General features: G+C 63.2%; 22 protein-coding genes and 1 pseudogene. 9 read left to right on the top strand and 14 right to left on the bottom strand.

Annotated features, from left to right (window positions below; translation table 11 throughout):
* Positions 1-86 precede the first annotated feature (86 nt).
* A complete protein-coding gene (locus tag J5X93_RS25150) occupies positions 87-1475 on the top strand; it encodes a NorM family multidrug efflux MATE transporter (protein ID WP_090344226.1) in 1389 nt (462 codons plus the stop codon).
* A gap of 60 nt (positions 1476-1535) precedes the next feature.
* On the opposite strand, the gene J5X93_RS25155 is transcribed toward J5X93_RS25150, so the two are convergent.
* On the bottom strand, positions 1536-3200 hold the full coding sequence (locus tag J5X93_RS25155; protein WP_250034203.1) for a putative bifunctional diguanylate cyclase/phosphodiesterase: 1665 nt from the start codon (positions 3198-3200) through the stop codon (positions 1536-1538).
* Between the two features lie 252 nt (positions 3201-3452).
* On the opposite strand from J5X93_RS25155, the gene rep reads away from it, so the two are divergent.
* On the top strand, positions 3453-5462 hold the full coding sequence (rep, locus tag J5X93_RS25160; RefSeq protein ID WP_043213020.1) for a DNA helicase Rep: 2010 nt from the start codon (positions 3453-3455) through the stop codon (positions 5460-5462).
* Between the two features lie 71 nt (positions 5463-5533).
* Entirely contained in the window at positions 5534-6106 is a 573-nt protein-coding gene (xpt, locus tag J5X93_RS25165) for a xanthine phosphoribosyltransferase (protein ID WP_250034205.1), read from the top strand.
* 29 nt (positions 6107-6135) lie between these two features.
* On the opposite strand, the gene J5X93_RS25170 is transcribed toward xpt, so the two are convergent.
* The 6 genes from J5X93_RS25170 to dadA all read right to left on the bottom strand — a co-directional run bounded on the left by J5X93_RS25170 (position 6136) and on the right by dadA (position 12138).
* Positions 6136-8001, bottom strand: a complete 1866-nt coding sequence (locus tag J5X93_RS25170; RefSeq protein WP_182816773.1) for an acetyl-CoA hydrolase/transferase C-terminal domain-containing protein — start codon at positions 7999-8001, stop codon at positions 6136-6138.
* A 127-nt stretch (positions 8002-8128) separates the two neighbouring features.
* Positions 8129-8533 carry a c-type cytochrome gene (locus J5X93_RS25175; protein ID WP_043213033.1) on the bottom strand — a complete coding sequence of 135 codons (405 nt, stop codon included), beginning with the start codon at positions 8531-8533 and terminating at the stop codon, positions 8129-8131.
* A 154-nt stretch (positions 8534-8687) separates the two neighbouring features.
* Positions 8688-9236 (bottom strand): cupin domain-containing protein, encoded by a 549-nt coding sequence (locus tag J5X93_RS25180; protein ID WP_043213014.1) that lies wholly within the window; start codon positions 9234-9236, stop codon positions 8688-8690.
* 110 nt (positions 9237-9346) lie between these two features.
* The gene (gene alr, locus J5X93_RS25185; protein ID WP_043213012.1) at positions 9347-10420 is read right to left on the bottom strand and encodes an alanine racemase; all 1074 of its coding nucleotides are present in this window, start codon (positions 10418-10420) and stop codon (positions 9347-9349) included.
* 91 nt (positions 10421-10511) lie between these two features.
* Positions 10512-10865 carry a RidA family protein gene (locus tag J5X93_RS25190; RefSeq protein WP_043213010.1) on the bottom strand — a complete coding sequence of 118 codons (354 nt, stop codon included), beginning with the start codon at positions 10863-10865 and terminating at the stop codon, positions 10512-10514.
* Complete coding sequence (gene dadA, locus J5X93_RS25195; RefSeq protein WP_043213007.1) at positions 10837-12138, bottom strand: D-amino acid dehydrogenase; 1302 nt, start codon at positions 12136-12138, stop codon at positions 10837-10839. The genes J5X93_RS25190 and dadA overlap by 29 nt, the downstream gene beginning before the upstream one ends.
* 155 nt (positions 12139-12293) lie before the next feature.
* Between dadA and J5X93_RS25200 the strand changes: the two genes are divergently transcribed.
* Entirely contained in the window at positions 12294-12782 is a 489-nt protein-coding gene (locus tag J5X93_RS25200) for an Lrp/AsnC ligand binding domain-containing protein (protein ID WP_043213006.1), read from the top strand.
* Positions 12783-12785: 3 nt separating this feature from the next.
* Here the strand turns inward: J5X93_RS25200 and J5X93_RS25205 are convergent, their stop codons facing one another.
* Entirely contained in the window at positions 12786-13139 is a 354-nt protein-coding gene (locus J5X93_RS25205; protein ID WP_182942012.1) for a YkgJ family cysteine cluster protein, read from the bottom strand.
* Positions 13140-13319: 180 nt separating this feature from the next.
* Here J5X93_RS25205 and J5X93_RS25210 point away from each other — a divergent pair, with 180 nt between their 5' ends.
* Complete coding sequence (locus J5X93_RS25210; protein WP_250034207.1) at positions 13320-14612, top strand: NAD(P)/FAD-dependent oxidoreductase; 1293 nt, start codon at positions 13320-13322, stop codon at positions 14610-14612.
* Positions 14613-14648: 36 nt separating this feature from the next.
* Here the strand turns inward: J5X93_RS25210 and J5X93_RS25215 are convergent, their stop codons facing one another.
* Complete coding sequence (locus J5X93_RS25215) at positions 14649-14879, bottom strand: DUF1127 domain-containing protein (protein ID WP_043213001.1); 231 nt, start codon at positions 14877-14879, stop codon at positions 14649-14651.
* Between the two features lie 179 nt (positions 14880-15058).
* Here J5X93_RS25215 and J5X93_RS25220 point away from each other — a divergent pair, with 179 nt between their 5' ends.
* Together J5X93_RS25220 and J5X93_RS25225 are read left to right on the top strand one after the other, a co-directional pair.
* On the top strand, positions 15059-16489 hold the full coding sequence (locus J5X93_RS25220) for an aminotransferase-like domain-containing protein (RefSeq protein ID WP_043212999.1): 1431 nt from the start codon (positions 15059-15061) through the stop codon (positions 16487-16489).
* Positions 16490-16549: 60 nt separating this feature from the next.
* Positions 16550-18106: a phospholipase D family protein gene (locus J5X93_RS25225; RefSeq protein WP_070572138.1), complete on the top strand. Its 1557-nt coding sequence runs from the start codon at positions 16550-16552 to the stop codon at positions 18104-18106.
* 93 nt (positions 18107-18199) lie between these two features.
* On the opposite strand, the gene J5X93_RS25230 is transcribed toward J5X93_RS25225, so the two are convergent.
* Both J5X93_RS25230 and J5X93_RS25235 read right to left on the bottom strand, forming a co-directional pair.
* Positions 18200-19339: an MFS transporter gene (locus J5X93_RS25230; RefSeq protein WP_043212996.1), complete on the bottom strand. Its 1140-nt coding sequence runs from the start codon at positions 19337-19339 to the stop codon at positions 18200-18202.
* A gap of 170 nt (positions 19340-19509) precedes the next feature.
* Entirely contained in the window at positions 19510-21003 is a 1494-nt protein-coding gene (locus J5X93_RS25235) for an aldehyde dehydrogenase (protein ID WP_043212993.1), read from the bottom strand.
* 195 nt (positions 21004-21198) lie between these two features.
* Here J5X93_RS25235 and J5X93_RS25240 point away from each other — a divergent pair, with 195 nt between their 5' ends.
* A complete protein-coding gene (locus J5X93_RS25240) occupies positions 21199-21558 on the top strand; it encodes a cupin domain-containing protein (RefSeq protein ID WP_043212991.1) in 360 nt (119 codons plus the stop codon).
* Between the two features lie 106 nt (positions 21559-21664).
* Here the strand turns inward: J5X93_RS25240 and rpmG are convergent, their stop codons facing one another.
* Together rpmG and rpmB are read right to left on the bottom strand one after the other, a co-directional pair.
* The gene (gene rpmG / locus J5X93_RS25245) at positions 21665-21820 is read right to left on the bottom strand and encodes a 50S ribosomal protein L33 (protein ID WP_003253507.1); all 156 of its coding nucleotides are present in this window, start codon (positions 21818-21820) and stop codon (positions 21665-21667) included.
* 11 nt (positions 21821-21831) lie between these two features.
* A complete protein-coding gene (rpmB, locus tag J5X93_RS25250) occupies positions 21832-22068 on the bottom strand; it encodes a 50S ribosomal protein L28 (protein ID WP_043212989.1) in 237 nt (78 codons plus the stop codon).
* 362 nt (positions 22069-22430) lie between these two features.
* Here rpmB and J5X93_RS25255 point away from each other — a divergent pair, with 362 nt between their 5' ends.
* Positions 22431-24020 carry an ABC transporter substrate-binding protein gene (locus tag J5X93_RS25255; protein ID WP_250034209.1) on the top strand — a complete coding sequence of 530 codons (1590 nt, stop codon included), beginning with the start codon at positions 22431-22433 and terminating at the stop codon, positions 24018-24020.
* Positions 24021-24068: 48 nt separating this feature from the next.
* Here J5X93_RS25255 and J5X93_RS25260 read toward each other — a convergent pair.
* A pseudogene (locus J5X93_RS25260) lies at positions 24069-24233 on the bottom strand (JAB domain-containing protein); the annotation flags it as partial.
* Between the last annotated feature and the right edge of the window lie 30 nt (positions 24234-24263).

The following is a 24263-nucleotide window of genomic DNA, read 5'->3' on the forward strand; positions in this document are numbered from 1 at the left end:
CGATCGCATTTATCCTTTTGTGCAAAGTTGACCGAAGCCTCAGAATCAACGGCTCGCTCAACAGATTCAGGAAAAAGGACATCCCAATGCACGTCGCGCCCACCACCGAACTCAAGGCTCTGCTGCGCCTGGCCGGCCCGCTGATCGCCTCGCAGTTGGCGCACATGCTGATGGTACTGACCGACACCCTGATGATGGCCCGTATCAGCCCACAGGCCCTGGCCGGGGGTGGACTGGGGGCCGCCAGTTATTCGTTCGTGTCGATCTTCTGCTTGGGCGTGATTGCTGCGGTCGGCACCTTGGTCGCCATCCGCCAGGGCGCCGGGGACGTTCCCGGCGCGACCCGTCTGGCGCAGAACGGCCTGTGGCTGGCCTGGGGCCTGGCCCTGGTGGCCGCGCTGGTGCTGTGGAACCTGGAGCCGGCCCTGCTGCTGTTTGGCCAACAGCCGGAGAACGTCGCCTCGGCGATGGAATTCCTCACGCTGCTGCCGCTGGCTCTGCCCGGCTACCTGACCTTCATGGCCCTGCGTGGCTTCACCAGCGCCTTGGGCCGTTCGACGCCGGTGATGGTCATCAGCCTGGTGGGCACGGTGCTCAACTATGTGTTCAACCATGCGCTGATCGAAGGCATGTTCGGCCTGCCCAAGCTGGGCCTGATGGGCATCGGCCTGGTCACGGCGGTGGTGTCGATGGGCATGGCCATTGCGCTTGCCCTGTACATTCGCTGGCACAAGGCCTACGCCGCCTACCCGCTGCGCAAGGGCCTGTCGCGCCCATCCCTGCCCGCCTTGCGTGAGCTGTGGCGCCTGGGCCTGCCGATCGGTGGCACCTACATGGTAGAGGTCGGCCTGTTCGCCTTCGCCGCCCTGTGCATGGGGGTGCTGGGCAGCACGGAGCTGGCGGCGCACCAGATCGCCCTGCAGATCGTCTCCACCGCGTTCATGGTGCCGACGGGCCTGTCGTATGCGGTGACCATGCGCGTGGGGTTGTACTACGGTGGTGGGAATCTGCTGGCCGCACGCAGCGCCGGGCGGGTGGGGATCGGTTTCGGGGCGATGATCATGTTCGCTTTCGCGGCATTGTTCTGGTTACTGCCCGATACGCTGGTCGGTTTGTTCATCGACCGTGACGACCCAGCTTTCGCGGCGATCTTCCAATTGGCCGTGAGCCTGGTGATGGTCGCGGCCTGGTTCGAATTGTTCGATGGCATGCAGACCATCGCCATGGGCTCTATCCGCGGGCTGAAAGACGCCAAGACCACCTTCCTCATCGGCCTGTGCTGCTATTGGCTGGTGGGGGCACCCAGCGCCTGGCTGTTCACCTTCACCCTCGGCGGTGGCGCGGTGGGTGTGTGGTGGGGCCTGGCCTTGGGGCTGGCCTGCGCAGCGGTGGCGCTGACCCTTGGCTTCGAGTGGCGGACCAAGCGGATGCTGGGCAAGGCGCACAAGGCTGAAGCTGCACCGATGTCGGTGTGATCCCACAGGACTGGCGAAGCCCTGTGGGAGCGGGTTCCCCCCGCGAAAATACCGCCGCAGCTATAGACTCAATACCTGCGCCTGCGCCGCCTGCTGCAGGTAATCCATCAACGCCTCCACCGGAAGGGGTTTGCTCACCAGGTATCCCTGCACTTGGTCGCAGCCGAACCCACGCAGCAGCGCTAACTGCTCCTCGGTCTCCACCCCTTCGGCCACCACCTCCAGGTTGAGGTTGTGCGCCAGGTTGATCATGGCGTGCACCAGCTTGCGGTTCTCCTCGCGTAGCTCCATGCCGCCAACGAAGCTGCGATCCACCTTGAGCAGAGTGATCGGCAGGCTGTTCAGGTGCACGAACGACGAAAAACCTGTGCCGAAGTCATCCAGGGAAAAGCGCACGCCCAGGCGCCCCAAGGCGTCCATCGTCTGGCGGACCAGCTCGTTGCGGCGCATGACGGCAGTCTCGGTGAGTTCGAATTCCAGCCAGCGGGCATCGACACCATGCTCGATGATCAAGCGGCTGAGCGTGGCCAGCAACTGGCTGTCCTGGAATTGGCGGAAGCTCAGGTTAACCGCCATGTGCAAGGGTTCGAGCCCGCGCTCTCGCAAGGCCTGCATGTCGCGCAGGGCCCGGGAGATCACCCAGTAGCCCAAGGGCACGATCAAGCCGCTCTGCTCGGCCAGGGGCACGAATTCGCTCGGTGGCAGCAGGCCTCGCTCGGCATGACGCCACCGCACCAGGGCCTCGAGGCCGACGATGCGTCCATCGCCCAGGCTCAGCCGGGGCTGGTAGTGCAGCTCCAGCTCGTCGCGACGCAGGGCCCGGCGCAGCTCGCTTTCCAGATCGGCCAGGCTGCGGGCGTTGCGGTTGATCCGCTCGTTGAACACATGGAAGGTGCAGCCCTGGCTGCCCTTGGCCTGGCGCATGGCGATATGGGCGTGCCACATCAGCGGATCGGCGCCGGCCTGGGCCCGGGCGTGGGCCACGCCCAGGCTGGCACCGAGCAACAGGCTCTCGCCATCGACCCAATAGGGTTCGGCGAGGGCCTCGACGATGCGCTCGGCCATCCACTCGGCGCGGTTGGCATCACGCCGGGTGTCGATCAGCAGGGCGAATTCGTCGCTTCCCAGGCGGGCCAGCTGGTCCCCGGCCTCCAGTTGCTGCTTCAACCGCGCCACCACTTGCAGGATGAGGCGGTCGCCGCCCTGATGGCCCAAGGCATCGTTGACGTGGCGGAAGTTGTCCAGGTCCAGGTGACCCAGCGCGACGCCACGGCCTTCGTTTTCCGCCAGACGCGCCGTCAGCAGCGCCTGGAAGCCCTGACGATTGGCGATGCCGGTCAAGGGGTCCTGCTCGGCCAGGCGCTGCAAGGTGGCCACCAGCACGCCCCGCTCGCGCACGTGGCGCAGGGAACGACGCAGCGCATCGCCACTCAACTGCTCGCGCACCAGCCAGTCGCTGACCGCGCTGGGTGGCGTGTCAGGCTCTTCATCGAGCAACAGGATGGTGGGCAGGTCACAACGACCGGGGGCCGGCTGCAATGCCGGCCTCGCCAAAACGACGGCTTGGCGGTCATTGGCGAACAGACTGTCCACCGATTCCCAATTCGGTGCGGTCAACAAGACCGCGCTCCCGGCCAGCGGCTGCAGGCACTCGCGCAGCAGGGTGGCCCATTCCGGCTCATCAGCCAACAGCAGCAAACGCAACGGTTCGACAGGCGTGGACAAGCGAGCTCCTTAGGCTTGAACAGTAGGACGACGGGCGCGGAGCATCCAGCCCTCACGAATGAAAATAATTTTCACTTAAAGTGCCACTCCATAGCCAGTATCCCGACGCATTTTGTCGTGCATCCTGCGCGAAAGTAACAAAAGCGGCAAATCCGATTCGCGCCTTGCATCACACTGTCAGACGGTAACGCCACAACCGCCCCATGCCTGCTAGAATGCGCGGCTATTTTCTGGTGACCCCCGGTTTCTAGCATGTCCCGACTCAATCCCCGGCAACAAGAAGCCTGTGACTACGTCGGCGGCCCTCTATTGGTGCTCGCCGGTGCAGGCTCCGGCAAGACCAGCGTGATCACACGCAAGATCGCCCACCTCATCCAGAACTGCGGCATCCGTGCCCAGTACATCGTGGCCATGACCTTCACCAACAAGGCTGCGCGCGAGATGAAGGAGCGGGTCGGCACCCTCCTGCGTCCAGGTGAAGGCCGCGGCTTGACCGTGTGCACCTTCCACAACCTGGGGCTGAACATCATCCGCAAGGAGCATGAGCGCCTGGGCTACAAGCCGGGCTTCTCGATCTTCGACGAGACCGACATCAAGGCCTTGCTGTCGGACATCATGCAAAAGGAATACTCAGGCGACGACGGCATCGACGAGATCAAGAACATGATCGGTGCCTGGAAGAACGACCTGATCCTGCCCGCCGAGGCCCTGGAAAAAGCCCGCAATCCCCGCGAGCAGACCGCCGCCATCGTCTACACCCACTACCAGCGTACGCTCAAGGCGTTCAATGCAGTGGACTTCGACGACCTGATCCTGCTGCCGGTGAAGCTGTTCGAAGAACACAAGGATGTACTCGAACGTTGGCAGAACCGTGTGCGCTACCTGCTGGTGGACGAATACCAAGACACCAACGCCAGCCAGTACCTGCTGGTGAAAATGCTGATCGGGATGCGCAACCAGTTCACCGTGGTGGGCGACGACGACCAGTCGATCTACGCCTGGCGGGGCGCACGTCCTGAAAACCTCATGTTGCTCAAGGAGGACTACCCCTCCCTGAAAGTGGTGATGCTGGAGCAGAACTACCGCTCCACCAGCCGCATCCTGCGCTGCGCCAACGTGCTGATCGCCAACAACCCACATGCTTTCGAGAAGCAGCTGTGGAGCGAGATGGGCGTGGGTGACGAGATCCGTGTGATCCGCTGCAAGAACGAGGAAGCCGAGGCCGAGCGCGTGGCCATGGAAATCCTCACCTTGCACCTGCGCACCAACCGGCCCTACAGCGACTTCGCCATCCTCTACCGGGGTAACTACCAGGCCAAGCTGATCGAGCTCAAGCTCCAGCACCACCAGGTGCCGTACCGCCTTTCCGGCGGCAACAGCTTCTTCGGACGCCAGGAGGTCAAGGACCTCATGGCCTACCTGCGCCTGCTGGTAAACCCGGACGACGACAACGCCTACCTACGCGTGATCAATGTGCCGCGCCGGGAAATCGGCTCCACCACCCTGGAAAAACTCGGCAACTACGCCACCGAGCGTGGCGTGTCGATGTACGCTGCCAGCGAGGAGCTGGGCCTGGGCGAGCACCTGGATGCCCGTTACACCGAGCGCCTGCAGCGCTTCAAGCACTGGCTCGACGGGGTGCGCCAGCGCGTGGCCCTGGAAGACCCGATCGCGGCCCTGCACGACATGATCCGCGACATCGACTACGAGAACTGGATCCGCCAGAACACCGCCAGCGACAAGGCGGCGGAGTTCCGTATCAGCAACGTCTGGTTCCTGATCGATGCCTTGAAGAACACCCTCGAGAAGGACGAAGAGGGTGACATGACCATCGAGGACGCCATCGGCAAGCTGGTGCTGCGCGACATGCTCGAGCGCCAGCAGGAAGAGGAAGAGAACGCCGAAGGTGTGCAGATGATGACCTTGCACGCCTCCAAGGGCCTGGAATTCCCTTACGTGTTCATCATGGGCATGGAGGAGGAAATCCTTCCGCACCGCTCCAGCATCGAGGCCGACACCATCGAGGAAGAGCGGCGTCTGGCCTACGTGGGCATTACTCGCGCCCGCCAGACCCTGGCCTTCACCTTTGCCGCCAAGCGCAAGCAGTACGGCGAAATCATCGACTGCACCCCCAGCCGGTTCCTGGACGAACTGCCGCCGGACGACCTGGCCTGGGAGGGCCTGGACGACGCGCCTGTCGAAGTGAAGGCCGCGCGCGGCAACAATGCGCTGGCCGACATCCGGGCCATGCTCAGACGCTGATCAACCCTTATTATTCAACCTTTGCCGCGGCCTGGTCCGTGGCCACCTTTGCTACATCGAGGAATACCACAGTGGAAGCACTGAAGCAGAAGATTCGCGAAGAAGGCATCGTGCTTTCCGATCAGGTTCTCAAAGTCGACGCGTTTCTCAACCACCAGATCGATCCGGCGCTGATGCAGCTGATCGGTGACGAGTTCGCCCGTTTGTTCGCCGACTCCGGTGTGACCAAGATCGTCACCATCGAAGCCTCAGGGATAGCCCCGGCGGTGATGACCGGCCTGAAGCTGCGCGTGCCGGTGATCTTCGCCCGCAAGCACCAGTCGCTGACCCTGACCGAGAACCTGCTGACCGCCTCGGTGTACTCCTTCACCAAGCAGACCGAGAACACCGTGGCCATCTCGCCGCGTCACCTCAACAGCAGCGACCGCGTGCTGGTGATCGATGACTTCCTGGCCAACGGCAAGGCATCCCAGGCGCTGATCTCGATCATCAAGCAGGCCGGTGCCACCGTTGCGGGCCTGGGCATCGTGATCGAAAAATCGTTCCAGGGCGGCCGCGCCGAACTGGACAGCCAGGGCTACCGCGTCGAGTCGCTGGCTCGGGTCAAGTCGCTCGAAGGCGGCGTGGTCACGTTCATCGACTGATGCCTCCTGGGGCCGCCTTGCGGCCCCTGCTACCTCCGGGTGGCGGCCAACCCTGCCAGCAGCAATCGCTGGTACAGCTCTTCCTTAAGCCCCTGCGGCTGCGCCAACCCCATCCGCGCCAACTGCGCCGGATAGGCCTCGGGCGCGGGCGCATCCAGCGCTGCCTTGCCCAACGCCAGCACTTCACTCAATTTGAATTTGCTCTTGAGCCAGTTGAGTGCCCGAAGCAAATCCCGCTCCTCGGCCGTGAAATCACACCCCAATGGATACTCCGGGAACAGCCGCGCATGCCGCTCGCGTATCGCCTCCAGTCGCTCGGGCGTGTTGTCGGTAAAGCGCGTGGCCAGCGTGAAGCCTTTGGGCAGCTTGCCCGCCGCCTTCGCCTGCTCCATCAACGGCTGCTGGAAACGTGAATCGCTGATCGCCAGCAACCTGGCGATGACTTCGCTATCGGTCTGTCCACGCAGATCGGCGATACCGTATTCGGTCACCACGATGTCCCGCAGATGCCGGGGAATGGTGCAGTGACCGTAGTTCCAGAACAGGTTGGAAGTCACCTCGCCCCCGGACTCGCGCCAGCTGCGCAGGAGCAGCAGGGAGCGCCCGCCCTCCAGGGCATGCGCTTGCGCGACAAAGTTGTATTGCCCGCCTACCCCGCTGAGCACCCGTCCATCCTCAAGCTGGTCGGCCACGCCGGCACCGAGCAAGGTCATGCCGAATGCTGTGTTGATGAAACGAGCGTCGCGGCGCTGGCGACGCTTGAGCGACTCCTGCCCGTACAGCTCGTTGATGTAGCTGATCGCGGTCATGACGAAACGGTCGCGTTGCTCAAGAGGCATCTCCCGCAGACGCCGGTAGAACGCCTCGGGGCCCAGGAAGAATCCGCCGTGCACCAAAGCCCCGTCCTCGTCGGCCGGGCGCCGTACTACCCCCGCCTCGGCCAGCACCAGCAAACCGTTGACGAACATCTCGCTGCAGCCATACAGCCCCTGGGCAAAGGCATCGCGCCCACCCTCGCGCTCGATCAATCCCTGCCAGGGCGTGAGGTCCAGAGCATCGAGCAGTGCCCGGTAGCCGGCGTTGTCACCCTGGCGCGCCAACAAGGCCGCGGTCACCGCATCGCCCATGGCGCCGATGCCGATCTGCAGGGTACCGCCATCGCGCACCAGGGCACTGGCGTGAAGCCCAATGCAGTGGTCCTGGGTGGTGACCGGCATGTTCGGGGTACAAAACAACCGGCGCCGCTCAGGCTCGTCGATCAACAGGTCGAAGGCTTCCCGGCCAAGTTCGGCCCCTGCAGGCATGTAGGGCAGCTCGGTGTGCACCTGGCCGAGCAGCAGGATGGTCTCACCGGCGGCGCGACGACGGGCGATCATCGGCAACAGGTCGAGGGTGATGTCCGGGTTACAGGCAAGGCTCAGGTGATCGGGGCGCTCGGGCGTGGCGGCTACCAACTGGGCGATCAGGTTCAGGCCCTTGGCGTTGATGTCCCGCGCCGCATGGGTGTAGTTGCTGCTGACATAGTCCTGCTGGGCGCTCTCGCTGTGCAGCAGGCTGCCAGGCTGCAGGAAGAACTGCTCGACGCGGATGTTGCCGGGCAGGCTGTCGTTGCGCAGGTCGGCGAGGTAGTCGAGCTCTTCATAATCGGCAAAAACCCGCTCGACGAAGGGCTCCAGAAAACGACGTTGCAAGCCATCGCCAAGCGGCGGCCGCCCGAGGCTCAAAGCGGTGTAGATCGTCAGTTGGCGCTCGGGTAGCTGGCGCACCCTGGCATACAACGCGTTGACGAAGGCATTAGGTTTGCCCAGGCCCAAGGGCAGGCCCATGTGGATGTGGGCGGGTAGACGGGCCAGGACCTGTTCTACCGCCTGGTCGAGGGAACAGCATTGGGTCATGGGGCCTCCTGTGAACATCCATGCGCAGGGGTTGGACCGTTATTACCCGTGAAAAAGCCACCCCATTTCGTAGCCCAGAAACACAAAGCCCGCCATGGGAGGCGGGCTTGGGGGAATCAGGCAGGGATTACAGCCCCGACATCTTCTTGATGGCGCCCTTGAGCTCGTCATCCGAGCAGTCGGCACAGGTGCCTTTGGGCGGCATGGCGTTGATACCGGTAATGGCCTTGGCCAGGATGCCGTCCAGACCACCCTGGTGGTCAGCACGCTCCTTCCAGGCGGCGGTATCGCCGATCTTCGGCGCGCCAAGCAAGCCGCTGCCATGGCAAGCGTTGCAATGCTTGGCGATGATTTCATCTGGGGTCTTGGCACCACCGCCACCTGCGGTAGCAGCCACTGCCATGCCTTTGCACTCCTGGCCCTGGACACACACCTGGCCGACCGGCTCAAGGCGCTTGGCAATTTCGTCGTTGGTCGCAGCGGTTGCGCTCATTGCCCAAAGGGCGAATACGGCTGCTGGTACGGCCAGCATCTTCTTGATTTGGTTCACGCGAACACCCTCATGGTGGCTAATCACGCCCGCGGCCACGGATCTGCGAGCGTTTGAAAGTATAGCGGGAACCCCGAAACCGTGGAACGACCCCACAAGGGAAAGGGGTATTGCCGAAACAATGCACTGCGCTGGATCAAAAGTTCGAGGGTGTCGCCGCGCTGATCAGCCGGGCAGGCTCTTCGAAGGGGTTGCGAAAACGGTGTGGACGGGTGCTTTCGAAGTAGTAGCTGTCGCCGGCCTCGAGGATGAACGTCTCGGTACCGACCACCAGCTCGAGCCGGCCTTCGAGCAGGATGCCGGTCTCTTCGCCGTCGTGGGTGAGCATTTCTTCGCCGGTATCGGCCCCGGGCGGATACACCTCGTTGAGGAAGGCGATCGCCCGGTTGGGGTGCGATTTGCCCACCAGCTTCATGGTCACTGCACCGTCGGAGATGTCGATCAGTTCGTGAGCCTTGTAGACGACCTGGGTAGGGCTTTCAGGCGCCAGCTCCACGGAGAAGAACTCGACCATGGACATGGGGATGCCGCTGAGCACCTTGCGCAGGGAGCTGATCGAGGGGCTCACGCTGTTCTTCTCGATCATCGAGATGGTGCTGTTGGTGACGCCCGCGCGTTTGGCGAGTTCACGCTGGGACAGGCCCTTGAGCTTGCGGATGGCTTGCAGTCGTTCACCGACGTCCAAAGCTGGAGCCTCCTGAAACGGTCGAGGTGGGAGCGAAGTGTGAACGATATGATGGCAACGCCGTTCAGTATTTACAACACTTCGCCCCGCAGCCTGTCCGCTTCAGCGCCTCATTCGCCGATATAGTCCAGCGGTACACGCTTGAGGTTGCAGAAGATCTGGTACGGGATCATCCCGGCCTGGGCAGCCACGTCGCTGGCCAGCACCTGCTTGCCCCACAATTCCACCGGACTGCCGACCGTGGCTTCGGGTACGTCGGTCAGATCGACGCAGAGCATGTCCATCGACACCCGGCCGATCAGTTGGGTGCGTTTGCCGGCGACCATCACGGGCGTGCCGGTCGGTGCCTGACGCGGATAGCCGTCGGCATAGCCCATGGCGACCACGCCGACGCGGGTCGGGCGTGGGGTGATGAACTTGGCGCCGTAGCCTACCGGCTCACCGGCCGGCAGTTCGCGCACGCTGATGATCCGCGATTGCAAGGTCATCACCGGCTGCAGGCGCTCGGCCTGGGGCTGGGACACTTCGAACGGGGTGGCGCCGTACAGCATGATGCCGGGGCGCACCCAGTCGCTCGGCACCTGGGGCCAGCCCAGCACCGCAGGCGAATTGCGCAGGCTGCACTCGGCCGCCAGGCCCTGGCGGGCGGCTTCGAACACTGCGACCTGTTGGGCTGTGGCGTCGACATCCAGTTCGTCGGCGCGAGCGAAGTGGCTCATCAGCACGATACGCGCCACTTTCCCGCTGGCCAGCAAGCGCTGGTAGCTTTCTTGGTAATCCTTCGGGTGCAGGCCGACCCGGTGCATGCCGGTGTCCATCTTCAACCAGACCGTCAATGGCTTGTGTACTGGCGTCTTCTCGATCGCTTCGAGCTGCCACAGCGATTGCACCACGCACCACAGGTCATGTTCGGCGATCAGCGCCAGCTCGCTCGCCTCGAAGAAACCTTCGAGCAACAGCACCGGGGCTTTGATCCCGGCGGCGCGCAGCTCCAGCGCTTCCTCGATGCAGGCCACGGCGAAACCATCGGCCTCGGTTTCCAGGGCCAAAGCGCAACGCACCGCGCCATGGCCGTAGGCATCGGCCTTGATCACGGCAAGGGCTTTGGCGCCGGACAGCTCACGGGCCAGGCGGTAATTGTGGCGAAGGGCTTGAAGGTCGATCAGGGCACGGGCGGGACGCATGGCGGCAGCCTTCTGGCAGTCTGGTTATGAATTAAGTCCCTGGCGCGACAGGCGTGGGGTAGTGCCCGCCGAGCCAGGGTGAGGGAACGGTTTACGGCAGCGCGGCGACTACCGACATCTCGACGAGGATTTCCGGCTCGCACAGCTTGGCCTCGACCGTCGCGCGGGCCGGAGCGACGCCTTGGGGCAGCCACTGATCCCACACCGCGTTCATGCCCAGGAAATGCGCGTCGATGTCCTTGAGGTAGATGGTCACCGAGAGCAAACGGGTCTTGTCGGTGCCGGCCAGCTCCAGCAGGCGCTCGATGTTGGCCAGCACCTCGCGGGTCTGCTGTTCGATCCCGGCGTCCAGATCGTCCCCCACCTGGCCCGCCAAGTAGACAGTGCCGTTATGGGTGACGATCTGGCTCATGCGCTCATTGGTGAGCTGGCGCTGGATTGCCATGCTTGGAAATCTCCTGGTTGTTGCCGTAACGCGAAATATCGAGGCCTTCGGCGCTGATCTGTGGCTTCTTGCGCGCGATCAGGTCGGCCAGCAAGCGACCGGAACCACAGGCCATGGTCCAGCCCAAGGTACCGTGACCGGTGTTCAGGAACAGGTTGCGGTACGGGGTGGCGCCCACGATCGGGGTCCCGTCCGGGGTGGCCGGGCGCAGGCCGGTCCAGAAGCTGGCCTGGCTCAGGTCGCCGCCGCGAGGATAAAGATCGTTGACGATCATCTCCAGGGTTTCGCGCCGACGCGGGTTCAGCGAAAGGTCGAAGCCTGCGATTTCGGCCATGCCGCCCACACGAATGCGGTTGTCGAAACGGGTGATGGCGACCTTGTAGGTTTCGTCGAGAATGGTCGAGGTCGGGGCCATGTCCGCGTTGGTGATCGGTACGGTCAGCGAGTAGCCCTTGAGCGGGTAGACCGGCGCCTTGATGCCCAGCGGCTTGAGCATCTGCGGAGAATAGCTACCCAGGGCGAGGACGTAGCGGTCGGCCGTTTCCAGCTTGCCGTCGATCCATACACCATTGATGCGGTCACCCGCGAAGTCCAGGCGCTGGATGTTCTGGTCGAAGCGGAACTCGACGCCCAGCTTGACCGCCATCTCGGCGAGCTTGGTAGTGAACAGTTGGCAGTCGCCGGTCTGGTCGTTCGGCAGGCGCAGGGCGCCGGCCAGGATGTCCTTCACGCCGGCCAGGGCAGGTTCTACGCGGGCGATGCCGTCGCGGTCGAGCAGCTCGTAAGGCACGCCGGATTGTTCGAGGACAGCGATGTCCTTGGCGGCAGCGTCCACCTGGGCCTGGGTGCGGAACAGCTGGGTGGTGCCCAGGGAGCGGTTTTCGTAGGCAATGCCGGTTTCGGCGCGCAGTTCATCGAGGCAGTCGCGGCTGTACTCGGACAGACGCACCATGCGCTCCTTGTTCACCGCATAGCGGTTGGCGGTGCAGTTGCGCAGCATCTGCGCCATCCACAGGTACTGGTCGACATCACCGGTGAGCTTGATAGCCAAAGGGGCGTGGCGCTCAAGCAGCCACTTGATGGCCTTGAGCGGCACACCTGGGGCAGCCCATGGAGAGGCATAGCCGGGCGAGATCTGGCCTGCGTTGGCAAAGCTGGTTTCCATGGCCACCGCTGGCTGGCGGTCGACCACCGTCACTTCGAAACCTTGCCGGGCCAGATAGTAGGCACTGGCGGTTCCGATCACACCGCTACCAAGTACCAGAACTCGCATTGTTTATTCCTCGCACGCGGCGCACCGCAGACTTTTGTTGAAATGGCTGGATTGGGCGCAGTATAGGGAGGAATAGCCAGTGCATTTCACTATATAAAAGCCTATATTTGGCGAGAATTCTCGGCAAAATCGCCTTTCACGGAGGGGCATCCCCTATGAGAACCCAGCACCAGACCAAGCGTGAACTGGACAAGATCGACCGCAATATTCTGCGTATCCTGCAGAACGATGGCCGTATCTCGTTCACTGAACTGGGCGAAAAGGTCGGCCTTTCCACTACCCCTTGCACCGAGCGGGTTCGCCGCCTGGAACGCGAGGGGATCATCATGGGCTACAACGCCCGGCTCAATCCGCAGCACCTGAAGGGCAGCCTGCTGGTGTTCGTGGAGATCAGCCTGGACTACAAGTCCGGCGACACCTTCGAGGAGTTCCGCCGCGCCGTGCTCAAGCTGCCTCACGTGCTGGAGTGCCACCTGGTTTCCGGCGATTTTGACTACCTGGTGAAGGCGCGCATTTCGGAGATGGCCTCCTACCGCAAGCTGCTCGGCGACATTCTGCTCAAGCTGCCCCACGTGCGCGAGTCCAAGAGCTACATCGTGATGGAAGAAGTCAAAGAGAGCCTCTGCCTGCCGATTCCGGAGTGAGGCTCAGACCAATACCTGGCGGGTGGCGGCAATGAACTGATGCACCAGTTCCTCGGCCTGCGGCTCGATCATCTGCTCAGGCCCCCGCCCTCGCGGGCAGGCCAGCCGTGGCGTGGTGCCGAACAGTCGGCAGATCATCGGGCGCTCTTGATAGACCGTGCAGCCATTGGGACCCAGGTGCACACAGTCGAGGCGCTCGAGCGCGGCGTCCTGCTCGGCGCGGGATTTGCGCGGCAGGCGTGCCATCTCCTCGGCTGAGGTCGTGACCGGGCCGCAGCAGTCGTGACAACCCGGCTCGCACTCGAAGGATGGAATCAGTTCGCGCAAAAAGTGGATCTTGTGGCTGTTGCAGGACATGGCGAGATAAGCAGCAGGAAAAAGTGAGGAAATTATAGGCCTGTTCGCAGGCAAATCTGCTCCCGCGCATCGAACCGGTAAGCGCGGTTTATCCACGAACGACGGCGCAGGCCTCGCAGTTGCCCACCTTGCACCTGCGACTTATCCTCGCCCTTTGGCCTTAGCACCGGGAAACGACAGATGATCCACAGCGCGCAGCACGCCGCCTCTTATTACGCCGCCAGCAGCGTGCCGCACCCCGACTACCCGGCGCTCGAAGGTGAGCACAGCGCTGATGTGTGCATCGTCGGCGGCGGCTATTCGGGCCTCAATACTGCCATTGAGCTGGCCGAGCGTGGTTTGTCCGTCATCCTGCTGGAAGCGCGCAAGATCGGCTGGGGTGCCAGCGGACGCAACGGCGGGCAATTGATCCGCGGCGTTGGCCATGGTCTGGAGCAATTTCTGCCCATCATCGGCGAGCAAGGCGTACGCAACTTGAAACTCATGGGCCTGGAAGCAGTGGATATCGTCCGCGAGCGTGTCGAGCGCCATGCCATCGCCTGCGACCTGACCTGGGGCTACTGCGACCTGGCCAACAAGCCGGGTGAGCTGGAAGGCTTCGCCGAAGACGCCGAGGAACTGCGCAGCCTCGGTTATCGTCACGAACTGCGCCTGGTACCGGCCTCGGACATGCACAGTGTGGTGGGCTCGGATCGCTACGTGGGCGGACTGATCGACATGGGTTCGGGCCATCTGCACCCGCTCAACCTGGCCTTGGGCGAAGCACGGGTCGCCGCCAGCCTGGGCGTGAAGCTGCACGAACAGTCTGAGGTGACGCGCATCGACTATGGCTCGCAGGTGCAAGTCCATACCGCCAAAGGGCGTGTGCGCGCCGGCACCCTGGTGCTGTGCTGCAATGCCTACCACAACGACCTGAATCGCGAGCTGGGCGGCAAGGTGCTGCCTGCCGGTAGCTATATCGTTGCCACCGAGCCACTGGGCGAGGAACGTGCCCGCCAACTGTTGCCACAGAACATGGCGGTCTGCGATCAGCGAGTGGCGCTGGACTACTATCGCCTGTCGGCCGACCACCGCCTGCTGTTCGGCGGAGCCTGTCATTACTCCGGGCGCGACCCGAAGGACATCGCCGCCTACATGCGCCCCAAGATGCTCAAGGTATTTGCGCAACTGGCCGATGTGCGCATCGACTATCAATGGGGCGGCATGATCGGCATCGGCGCCAACCGCCTGCCGCAGATCGGGCGCCTGGCCAGCCAGCCGAACGTCTATTACGCCCAGGCGTACTCCGGCCACGGCGTGAACGCCACCCACCTGGCCGGGCGCCTGCTGGGTGAGGCCATCAGCGGCCAGCAGAGCGGTCGCTTCGACCTGTTCGCCCAGGTCCCGCATATCACCTTCCCCGGTGGAAGGCTGCTGCGTTCGCCGCTGCTGGCCTTGGGCATGCTCTGGCATCGGCTCAAGGAGTTGGTCTGACTCCAGGCGCTACCCCCGCTCCCACAACAATTGCGGTTAGTCCTTCCAGAAGGGTTTACGCCCTTCTTCGCGAGCCTGCTCCCAGCTCAGTCCCACATCCTTCAGTTGGCTATCATCCAACTGCAACAAGACCCGGCGAGTGCGCCAGCGGTGCAGCATCAACCCCCAGCGTCCCAGCCCGGCCGGGGCGTTGTAGACCTTGGGCCGCAGGCCTTCTTCCAGTTCTTTAGCCAATAATTGCAAACGTACGTCGCTCACGCCGTCCATCGCCACGCTCTCCTGCTCTGATCGAACCCTGGAAAAAGCATGCCGTTTCGCGCCCTCGACAATACAGATCCAATACCGGCTTATTATTCCCATACAGAATTGGCCGAAACAGGACTGAATGGCGTATTTTCCACCCATCTGTACCGGTCCTAGTCGCAGACGGTTCCAAGGAGTATGCCGTGACCCTTTACCTCAACCTTGCCGAACTGCTTGGCGCACGCATCGAACAAGGCCTGTACCGCCCCGGCCAGCGCCTGCCATCGGTGCGTGCCCTGAGCCTTGAGCATGGGGTCAGCCTGAGCACAGTGCAGCAGGCCTATCGTCTGCTCGAAGACAACGGCCTGGTCTCGCCGCGGCCCAAGTCCGGCTATTTCGTCGCCGAGGACCGCAGCCTTCCTGCGCTGCCCGCCATGAGCCGCACCGCCCAACGTCCGGTGGATATTTCGCAGTGGGACCAAGTGCTGGAACTGGTGCGCAGCACGCCGCAAAAAGGCGTGATCCAGCTCGGTCGCGGCATGCCCGACATCGACAGCCCGACCCTCAAGCCCCTGCTGCGAAGCCTGGCCCAGCTCAGTCGGCGCCAGGACATGCCAGGTCTGTATTACGACAACATTCATGGCAACCTGGCCCTGCGCGAGCAGATCGCCCGGCTGATGCTCGACTCCGGCTGCCGCCTGGGCCCGGCCGACCTGGTGGTGACCACTGGCTGCCATGAGGCGTTGTCCACCAGCATCCGCGCCGTGTGCGAACCGGGGGATATCGTGGCCGTCGAAGCGCCCAGCTTCCACGGCGCCATGCAGACCCTCAAAGGCCTGGGCATGAAGGCCCTGGAGATTCCCACCGATCCACTCACCGGCATCAGCCTGGAGGCCTTGGAACTGGCGCTGGAGCAGTGGCCCATCAAGCTCATCCAGCTCACCCCCAGCTGTAACAACCCACTGGGCTACATCATGCCCGAGGCGCGCAAGAAGGCCCTGCTGAACCTCGCCCAGCGCTACGACGTGGCAATTCTCGAAGACGATGTGTACGGCGACCTGGCCTACACCTACCCGCGGCCGCGGACCATCAAGTCGTTCGATGAAGACGGCCGCGTGTTGCTGTGCAGCTCTTTCTCCAAGACCCTGGCTCCGGGCCTGCGGGTCGGCTGGGTGGCGCCCGGACGCTACCTGGAGCGCGTGCTGCACATGAAGTACATCAGCACCGGCAGTACCGCCAGCCAGCCGCAACTGGCCATCGCCGATTTCATCGAAGCCGGCCACTATCAGCCCCACGTGCGCCGCATGCGCAGCCAGTACCAACGCGGCCGCGACCAGATGAGCGACTGGGTGACACGGTACTTTCCGCCCGGCACGCGCGCCAGTCGGCCCCAAGGCGGGTTCATGCTGTGGGTTGAATTGCCGGAAAGTTTCGATACGCTGCGCCTGAATCGCGCTTTACTGGAGCAGGGGGTGCAGATCGCCGTCGGCAGTATCTTCTCGGCGTCGGGCAAGTACCGGCATTGCCTGCGCATGAACTTCGCCGCGCGGCCCACGCCCCAGATCGAAGCTGCGGTACGCAAAGTGGGTGAAACCGCCCTTCGTCTACTGGAAGCGGACGAAGACCCGGCGTAACTTTGCGCCGCCCTCCACGGTCCAAACCATAAAGCCTTTGCTGTACAGGACGTTCTTCACTTGAGACTCCAGCGAGCTCTGCCACTGTTGCTGGCGCTGCTGCTTGGCCTGTCGGGCTGCGCCAGCGTCAGTACGCCCCGCCAGGTCAGCCAGACGCTGCCGGCCAGCGAATCGGCGTTCGGCCGCTCCGTCCAGCGCCAGGCCGCGCCCTATGACGGGCGCTCGGGCTTTCGCCTGCTGCCCAACAGCAACGAGGCCTTTCGCGCCCGCGCCGAGCTCATCCGCAACGCCCAGGCGAGCATCGACCTGCAGTACTACATCGTCCACGATGGCTTGAGCACCCGAGCCCTGGTCCACGAGCTGCTGCGCGCCGCCGACCGCGGCGTGCGCGTGCGCGTGCTGCTCGACGACACCACCAGCGACGGCCTCGACACCATGATGGGCACCCTCGCTGCCCATCCCAACATCCAGATCCGCGTATTCAACCCTTTGCACCTGGGGCGCAGCACCGGCGCCACCCGCGCTGTAGGCCGGCTGTTCAACCTGTCGCGCCAGCATCGGCGCATGCACAATAAGCTGTTTTTGGTGGACAACAGCATGGCCATCGTCGGCGGTCGCAACCTGGGCGATGAATACTTCGACGCCGAGCCGAACCTCAACTTCACCGACATCGATCTGCTCGGCGTAGGCCCAGTGGCCGACCAGCTCGGCCACAGCTTCGACCAGTACTGGAACAGCGCCCTGAGCTTGCCGATCGGCGACTTTCTCTGGCGCCAGCCGGATGCCAACGACCTGCGGGCCAGCCGCAAGCGCCTGGAGATTTCACTGGCGCAAGCGCGGGTCAAGCACAAAGCCTTGTACGACCGCTTGATGGCCTACCAGTCCAATCCACGGCTGGACGCGTGGCGCAACGAGCTGATCTGGGCCCACAGCAAGGCCCTCTGGGATTCACCTAGCAAGGTACTGGCCCAAGGCGAGCCGGATCCACACCTGCTGATGACCCAGCAGTTGGCACCGGAGCTTGCCAATGTGCACCGCGAGCTGATCCTGGTATCGGCCTACTTCGTACCGGGCGAATCGGGCTTGCTGTACCTGACCGGCCGCGCCGATGCCGGTACGTCAGTCAAGCTGCTGACCAACTCCCTGGAAGCCACCGACGTCCCAGCGGTACATGGCGGCTATGCCCCCTATCGCCGCGCCCTGCTCGAGCACGGCGTGCAGCTGTACGAACTGCGCCGCCAACCCGGTGACCCGAGCGCTTACCGCAGCCTGCGCCTGTATGGCAGCTCGGATTCCAGTCTGCACAGCAAAGCCATCGTCTTCGACCGACGCAAGACCTTCATCGGATCGTTCAACTTCGACCCACGCTCGGTGTTGTGGAACACCGAGGTCGGCGTGCTGGTCGACAGCCCCGAGCTGGCCGAATACACCCGTGATCTTGCGGTGCAGGGCATGGCGCCAGCGCTGAGCTATCAGGCCAAGCTGGTGGGGGACAAACTGGTGTGGGTGACCGAGGACAACGGCAAACGCCGCCTGCTCACCTCCGAGCCAGGCGGGCTGTGGCGGCGATTCAATGCCTGGATCAGCAAGGCGGTGGGGCTGGAGAAGATGCTGTGAGCCGCCGCCCCGTTCGCAGGTGAACCCTGCCCACAATTCAAGCAGCGCTATAGCGCCGCACCTGTGGCCCGCGAATCGGCTACAAACTCGCTATCAGGCCGAAGCAGGCTCGAAGGCATCGCGCCTGCGAGTCAACACGACCAACCCCGCCGCCCCTGCCGCCATCAGCCACGGCAATGCATGGCCACTGATCCATTGACTGCCGGCGCCAGCGATCAGCGGCCCTAGCAGGCAACCGATGCCCCACAGCTGCGCCACATGCGCGTTGGCGCGCACCAGTTCATCGTCCCGGTAGCGCTCACCGATCAGCACCAGCGACAGGGTGAAAAGCCCGCCGGCACTGGCCCCGAACAACACCCAGACCGGCCAGATCGCAGGTGTGTGCAAGGTCAGCGGAATGGCCAGACTCGAAACGAGCAGGGTCAAGGCGCAACCACTGAACAGCGTCCGCCGCGACATGTAGTCGGCCAGGGCCCCGATCGGCAGCTGCAGCACGGCATCGCCCACCACCACGGTGCTGACCATGAACAATGCGATCTCGGCGGTGAACCCTTGCTGCAGGCAGTACACCGGCAGCAAGGTCAGGATCATCGCCTCGAAGGCAGCGAACAGCGCAATGGCCCAGGCGATCACCGGCAGACGCCGGCAAAACCCGAACAGGTCGCCGAAGGTGACGCTGCATGCCTCGGTGCTGGGTGCACCGCCGCGGCCCAGCAGCAGCAAGGGTGCGAACAGCAGCAGCGCTGTGGCGGCCCAGAATCCAAAGTCATCGTCCGAGCCCAAGAACCCCAGCACCAAGGGGCCGGCAAGCTGGCTCAGGGCATAGCTGCTGCCATACAGCGCCACCAACCGACCGCGCCACTGCTCGACCACCAGTTGGTTGATCCAGCTTTCACCCAGGATGAACACCACCGTCAGGGCCATGCCGATCACCAGGCGCAATGCCAGCCACAGCGCATAACTGGGCAGCACGGCTACAAGGCCGATCGATAACGCACCGCCCCACAGGCACAGGCGCATCGCCGCTGGCACACCGACCCAACCCGCCAGGCGGCTGGCCAGGCTGGCCCCGAGTAGCACACCGAGCGCGGGCATCGCGGCCATCACGCCGATGGCGAACCCACCGTAGCCCCAGCCCTCCAGGCGCAAGGACACCAGCGGCATGCTCACGCCGAGCGCGAGCCCGACACTGAGCACCGACGCCAGCACGGCAAAATAGGTTCCCCAACGCATGACAGCCTCCCAGGCAGATCTTGAACAGCAAAGACGACAAAGCCGGGACGGCATGGGCCGGCCCGGCTAGTTGCTTTCAGGGCTGCTGCGCAGCCCATCGTGGGTAACCGCTCCTACGAATCCTGTGGGAGCGGTCACCCACGAAAAGGGCCGCCCAGCGGCCCGCTGGATTACAGCTTGATCCAGGTCGCTTTCAGCTCGGTGTACTTCTCAAGTGCGTGCAGCGACTTGTCACGACCGTTGCCCGATTGCTTGAAGCCACCGAACGGCGCGGTCATGTCACCACCATCGTACTGGTTGACCCACACGCTGCCGGCGCGCACGGCACGAGCGGTGTTGTGGGCCTTGGAGATGTCGGCAGTCCAGATGCCAGCCGCCAGGCCGTACGGGGTGTCGTTGGCAATCGCCACGGCTTCCTCGGCGGTGTCGAAGGTGATGACCGACAGCACAGGGCCGAAGATCTCTTCCTTGGCGATCTTCATGGCGTTGGTCACGCCGTCGAAGATGGTCGGCTCGACGTAAGTACCGCCGGTTTCTTCCAGAATACGCTTGCCGCCCGCGAGCAGCTTGGCACCATCCTGGTGACCGGCGTCGATGTACGACAGCACGGTGTTCATTTGCTGGGTGTCCACCAGAGCACCGACGGTGGTCGACGGATCCAGCGGGTTGCCCGGCTTCCAGGCCTTCAGGGCCTCGACCACCATCGGCAAGAACTTGTCCTTGATCGAGCGCTCGACCAGCAGGCGCGAACCTGCGGTGCAGACTTCGCCCTGGTTGAAGGCGATGGCGCTGGCAGCGGCTTCGGCGGCGGCCTTGAGGTCAGGGGCGTCGGCGAAGACGATGTTCGGGCTCTTGCCGCCGGCTTCCAGCCAGACGCGCTTCATGTTCGACTCGCCCGCGTAGACCATCAGCTGCTTGGCAATCTTGGTCGAGCCGGTGAACACCAGGGTGTCGACGTCCATGTGCAGGGCCAGGGCCTTGCCCACGGTGTGGCCGTAGCCTGGCAGCACGTTCAGCACGCCTGCCGGGATGCCCGCTTCGATCGCCAGCTGGGCGATACGAATGGCCGTCAGCGGCGATTTTTCCGATGGCTTGAGGACGATGGAGTTACCAGTGGCCAGGGCCGGGCCGAGTTTCCAGCAGGCCATCAGCAGTGGGAAGTTCCACGGCACGATCGCGCCGACCACGCCCACAGGCTCGCGGGTCACCAGACCCAGCTGATCGTGCGGAGTCGGGGCGACTTCGTCGTAGACCTTGTCGATGGCTTCGGCAGTCCAATGGATGGCGTTGGCGGCACCTGGGACGTCGATGGTGGAGGAGTCACCGATCGGCTTGCCCATGTCCAGGGTTTCCAGCAGGGCCAGTTCTTCGACGTTCTTGCGCAGCAGGTCGGCGAAGCGGATCAGGGTAGCCTTACGCTTGGCCGGAGCCTGGCGCGACCAGACGCCGGATTCGAACACGGCGCGGGCATTTTCGACGGCGCGGTTGGCGTCGGCCAGATCGCAGCTGGCAACCTTGGCCAGGAAGCGTCCGTCCACCGGGCTCAGGCAGTCGAAGGTTTCACCGGATGCGGCATCGGTGTATTCGCCGTTGATGAAGGCGCGACCTTCGATCTTCAGTTGCTGGGCACGCTGTTCCCAATCCGCACGAGTCAGGGTGGTCATACGAAACTCCTCCTCTTGTTAAGGTGCAACGCCGTACTGAGGACATCACGGCGTGTCAATAATTCTGGCCGGGTGACAAGCGCACACTGGCACCCGACACCCTAAACCAGCCGGTGGAAACTATCAATATATTTGACACGAAAGGCCTAAACGCCTACTGATGTGCATTTTATTAAACAACAAAAGGGAATCACCATGAGCATCGGCACCATCATCGACTTCGCTCAGGCACTCACCGAGGCCGAACGCTACCGTCCAGCGGCGGAAAAAATCCTCAAGGGCGAGCCCGACCAGGCGGTCTACAACCACTATTCCAGCCCCTGCGGCCAGTTCGCCGCCGGCGTGTGGGAAGGTGAGGTGGGCCAGTGGACGGTGAACTACACCGAGCACGAATACTGCGAGATCACCCAGGGTGTCTCGGTACTGCGCGACCAACAGGGCAATGCCAAGACCCTGCGCGCCGGCGATCGGTTCGTCATCCCGGCCGGCTTCAAGGGCACCTGGGAAGTGCTGGAGCCCTGCCGCAAGATCTACGTCATGTTCGAACAGAAGTAAGAGTCGCAGGTGAAGGGCATCATCGAAAGTTTCCTCTTCCGCCCTGAACGCCGGACATAAAAAAACCCGCTTCCGAGGAAGCGGGTTTTTTCAGGTTGCCGATCAATTACTTGATCTTGGCTTCCTTGTAGACCACGTGCTTGCGGACGACCGGATCGTATTTCTTGATCTCGATCTTGTCCGGAGTGGTGCGCTTGTTCTTGTCGGTGGTGTAGAAGTGGCCGGTACCGGCACTCGAAACCAGACGGATCAATTCACGCATGATGTTCTCCCTTAAACCTTGGCGCCAGCACGACGGATGTCGGCCAGAACGGCATCGATACCGCGCTTGTCGATGATACGCATGCCCTTGGCGGAAACGCGCAGACGCACGAAACGCTTCTCGGACTCAACCCAGAAACGGTGGTGCTGCAGGTTTGGCAGGAAACGACGACGGGTTTTGTTGTTTGCGTGGGAAATGTTGTTCCCGGTTACCGGACCCTTACCGGTAACTTGACAGACTCTCGACATGCCTCAGCCCTCTAAAACCACATGCCCAACCCGGCATGGGTTGGCCGCTTAATCTCTCAGTCTATGGCGCCAGGCGCCGTGTTTCCGGGGGTCCTATCGACCGAATCGGCTTGCGCGACAGACCGTGCCCCTAGAAAAGAGCGCTGCTTTATACCAGAAAGACTCGACCACAACAACAGAAGATACGCATCCTGATAGGGCCGAGCGCGCCCGGCCAGCATAGCGACAAGGCTGGCGTGCTGTCGACCGCTCGTCGCCGGGCAGGCGAAAAAGAAGGTGGCCATTTATCAATGCGCACACTAGGGTAGGACCTTTCCTCAGCTGCACAGTCAGATGGGCCCCGGATCAGTCAAGGAGTCACCATGCGTGTCGCCGCCCTATCGTTGTTGTTCACCTCCCTGTTCGCCGCAGGCCTCGCCCAGGCGGCGCCCCTCTCCGTTTGCACCGAGGCCAGCCCCGAAGGCTTTGACGTCGTCCAGTACAACTCGCTGACGACCACCAACGCCTCGGCCGATGTGCTGATGAATCGTCTGGTGGAATTCGATGCCAGCCAGGGCAAGGTGGTGCCCAGCCTGGCTGAAAGCTGGACAGTGTCCGATGACGGCCTGATCTATGACTTCAAGCTGCGCAATGGCGTGAAATTCCATACCACATCCTGGTTCAAACCCAGCCGTGACTTGGACGCCGACGATGTGCTGTTCAGCTTCCAGCGCATGCTCTACCCCGCCCACGCCTGGCACAAGACAGCGCCTGGAGGGTACCCGCATGCCCAATCGCTGCAGCTGGCCAGCCTGATCAAGCTGATCGAAGTGCCGGAACCGCACACGGTACGCTTCACCCTGACCCACCCGGACGCGACCTTCCTGGCGACCCTGAGCATGGGTTTCGCCTCGATCTATTCCGCCGAGTATGCCGACAAGCTGCTCAAGGCCGGCACCCCGGAAAAGCTCAACAGCCAGCCGGTCGGCACCGGACCGTTCGTGTTCCAGCGTTTCCAGAAGGACGCGGTGGTGCGCTATCGCGCCAACCCCGACTATTTCGCGGGCAAGCCCGCCGTCGACCCGCTGATCTACGCCATCACCCCAGACGCCAACGTACGCCTGCAGAAACTCAAACGCGGCGAATGCCAGGTGGCCCTCTCGCCCAAACCGTTGGATATCACCGAAGCTGGCAAGGACGGTAATCTCAAGACCGCAAGTGTCCCGGCGTTCATGACGGCGTTCGTCGCCATCAACAGCCAGCACCCACCGCTGGACAAATCCGAGGTGCGCCAGGCCATCAACCTGGCCTTCGACAAGCCCGCCTATCTCAAGGCCGTGTTCGAAGGCACCGCCATCGCGGCCAATGGCCCCTACCCGCCCAACACCTGGAGCTACGCCAAGGACTTGCCTGGCTACGCCATGGACCTTAAAAAAGCCAAGGCGCTGTTGGCCAAGGCAGGGCTTGCGGACGGTTTTGCCACGACGATCTGGACCCGCCCCTCAGGCAGCCTGCTCAATCCAAACCCGAGCCTGGGCGCACAGATGCTCCAGGCGGATCTTGCGAAGATCGGTATCAAGGCTGAGATCCGCGTGATCGAATGGGGCGAGCTGATCCGCCGGGCCAAGGCTGGCGAGCATGATCTGCTGTTCATGGGCTGGGCCGGCGACAACGGCGATCCGGACAACTTCCTCACCCCGCAGTTTTCCTGCGCGGCGGTCAAGTCCGGTACCAACTTCGCGCGTTTTTGCGATAACCGCCTGGATCAGCTGATCAGCGCCGGCCGCACCACTAACGACCAGAGCGTGCGCAGCCGTTTGTATCAACAGGCGCAGACGCTGATCCAGCAGCAGGCACTGTGGTTGCCACTGGCCCATCCGACTGCAGCCACGCTGCTGCGCCAGGGTGTGGAGGGTTACCAAGTGAGCCCGTTCGGGCGATTGGATTTCAGCAAGGTTTCCGTCACGCGCTAAGTCATTGGCCGGGGCGCTTTGCGCCCCATCGCTGGCCATAAAGCAGCCTTAGGCCTCGAACCACCCCTGCTCGATCATCGACAGCGGCTCACCGTCCCCGACGATGACATGATCGAGCACCCGCACATCGATCAACGCCAATGCCCGTTTGAGCACCAGCGTCATGTGCACGTCATCCTCGCTGGGCTCGCTATGGCCTGACGGATGGTTGTGGCACTTATGGTATATGTTTGGAAACGTTGC

It is taken from the genome of Pseudomonas sp. BYT-1 (genome assembly GCF_023611805.1).
In the GTDB taxonomy this organism is placed as follows: domain Bacteria; phylum Pseudomonadota; class Gammaproteobacteria; order Pseudomonadales; family Pseudomonadaceae; genus Aquipseudomonas; species Aquipseudomonas guariconensis.

What these genes read in the sequence shown, in the direction of transcription:
- J5X93_RS25150 (WP_090344226.1), top strand. Translation starts at nt 87, where the DNA reads ATGCACGTCGCGCCCACCACCGAACTCAAGGCTCTGCTGCGCCTGGCC.
- rep (WP_043213020.1), top strand. Translation starts at nt 3,453, where the DNA reads ATGTCCCGACTCAATCCCCGGCAACAAGAAGCCTGTGACTACGTCGGC.
- J5X93_RS25170 (WP_182816773.1), bottom strand. Translation starts at nt 8,001, where the DNA reads ATGACCCAATGCTGTTCCCTCGACCAGGCGGTAGAACAGGTCCTGGCC.
- J5X93_RS25175 (WP_043213033.1), bottom strand. Translation starts at nt 8,533, where the DNA reads ATGCTGGCCGTACCAGCAGCCGTATTCGCCCTTTGGGCAATGAGCGCA.
- alr (WP_043213012.1), bottom strand. Translation starts at nt 10,420, where the DNA reads ATGCGTCCCGCCCGTGCCCTGATCGACCTTCAAGCCCTTCGCCACAAT.
- J5X93_RS25190 (WP_043213010.1), bottom strand. Translation starts at nt 10,865, where the DNA reads ATGGCAATCCAGCGCCAGCTCACCAATGAGCGCATGAGCCAGATCGTC.
- dadA (WP_043213007.1), bottom strand. Translation starts at nt 12,138, where the DNA reads ATGCGAGTTCTGGTACTTGGTAGCGGTGTGATCGGAACCGCCAGTGCC.
- J5X93_RS25200 (WP_043213006.1), top strand. Translation starts at nt 12,294, where the DNA reads ATGAGAACCCAGCACCAGACCAAGCGTGAACTGGACAAGATCGACCGC.
- J5X93_RS25205 (WP_182942012.1), bottom strand. Translation starts at nt 13,139, where the DNA reads ATGTCCTGCAACAGCCACAAGATCCACTTTTTGCGCGAACTGATTCCA.
- J5X93_RS25210 (WP_250034207.1), top strand. Translation starts at nt 13,320, where the DNA reads ATGATCCACAGCGCGCAGCACGCCGCCTCTTATTACGCCGCCAGCAGC.
- J5X93_RS25215 (WP_043213001.1), bottom strand. Translation starts at nt 14,879, where the DNA reads ATGGACGGCGTGAGCGACGTACGTTTGCAATTATTGGCTAAAGAACTG.
- J5X93_RS25230 (WP_043212996.1), bottom strand. Translation starts at nt 19,339, where the DNA reads ATGCGTTGGGGAACCTATTTTGCCGTGCTGGCGTCGGTGCTCAGTGTC.
- J5X93_RS25235 (WP_043212993.1), bottom strand. Translation starts at nt 21,003, where the DNA reads ATGACCACCCTGACTCGTGCGGATTGGGAACAGCGTGCCCAGCAACTG.
- J5X93_RS25240 (WP_043212991.1), top strand. Translation starts at nt 21,199, where the DNA reads ATGAGCATCGGCACCATCATCGACTTCGCTCAGGCACTCACCGAGGCC.
- rpmG (WP_003253507.1), bottom strand. Translation starts at nt 21,820, where the DNA reads ATGCGTGAATTGATCCGTCTGGTTTCGAGTGCCGGTACCGGCCACTTC.
- rpmB (WP_043212989.1), bottom strand. Translation starts at nt 22,068, where the DNA reads ATGTCGAGAGTCTGTCAAGTTACCGGTAAGGGTCCGGTAACCGGGAAC.
- J5X93_RS25255 (WP_250034209.1), top strand. Translation starts at nt 22,431, where the DNA reads ATGCGTGTCGCCGCCCTATCGTTGTTGTTCACCTCCCTGTTCGCCGCA.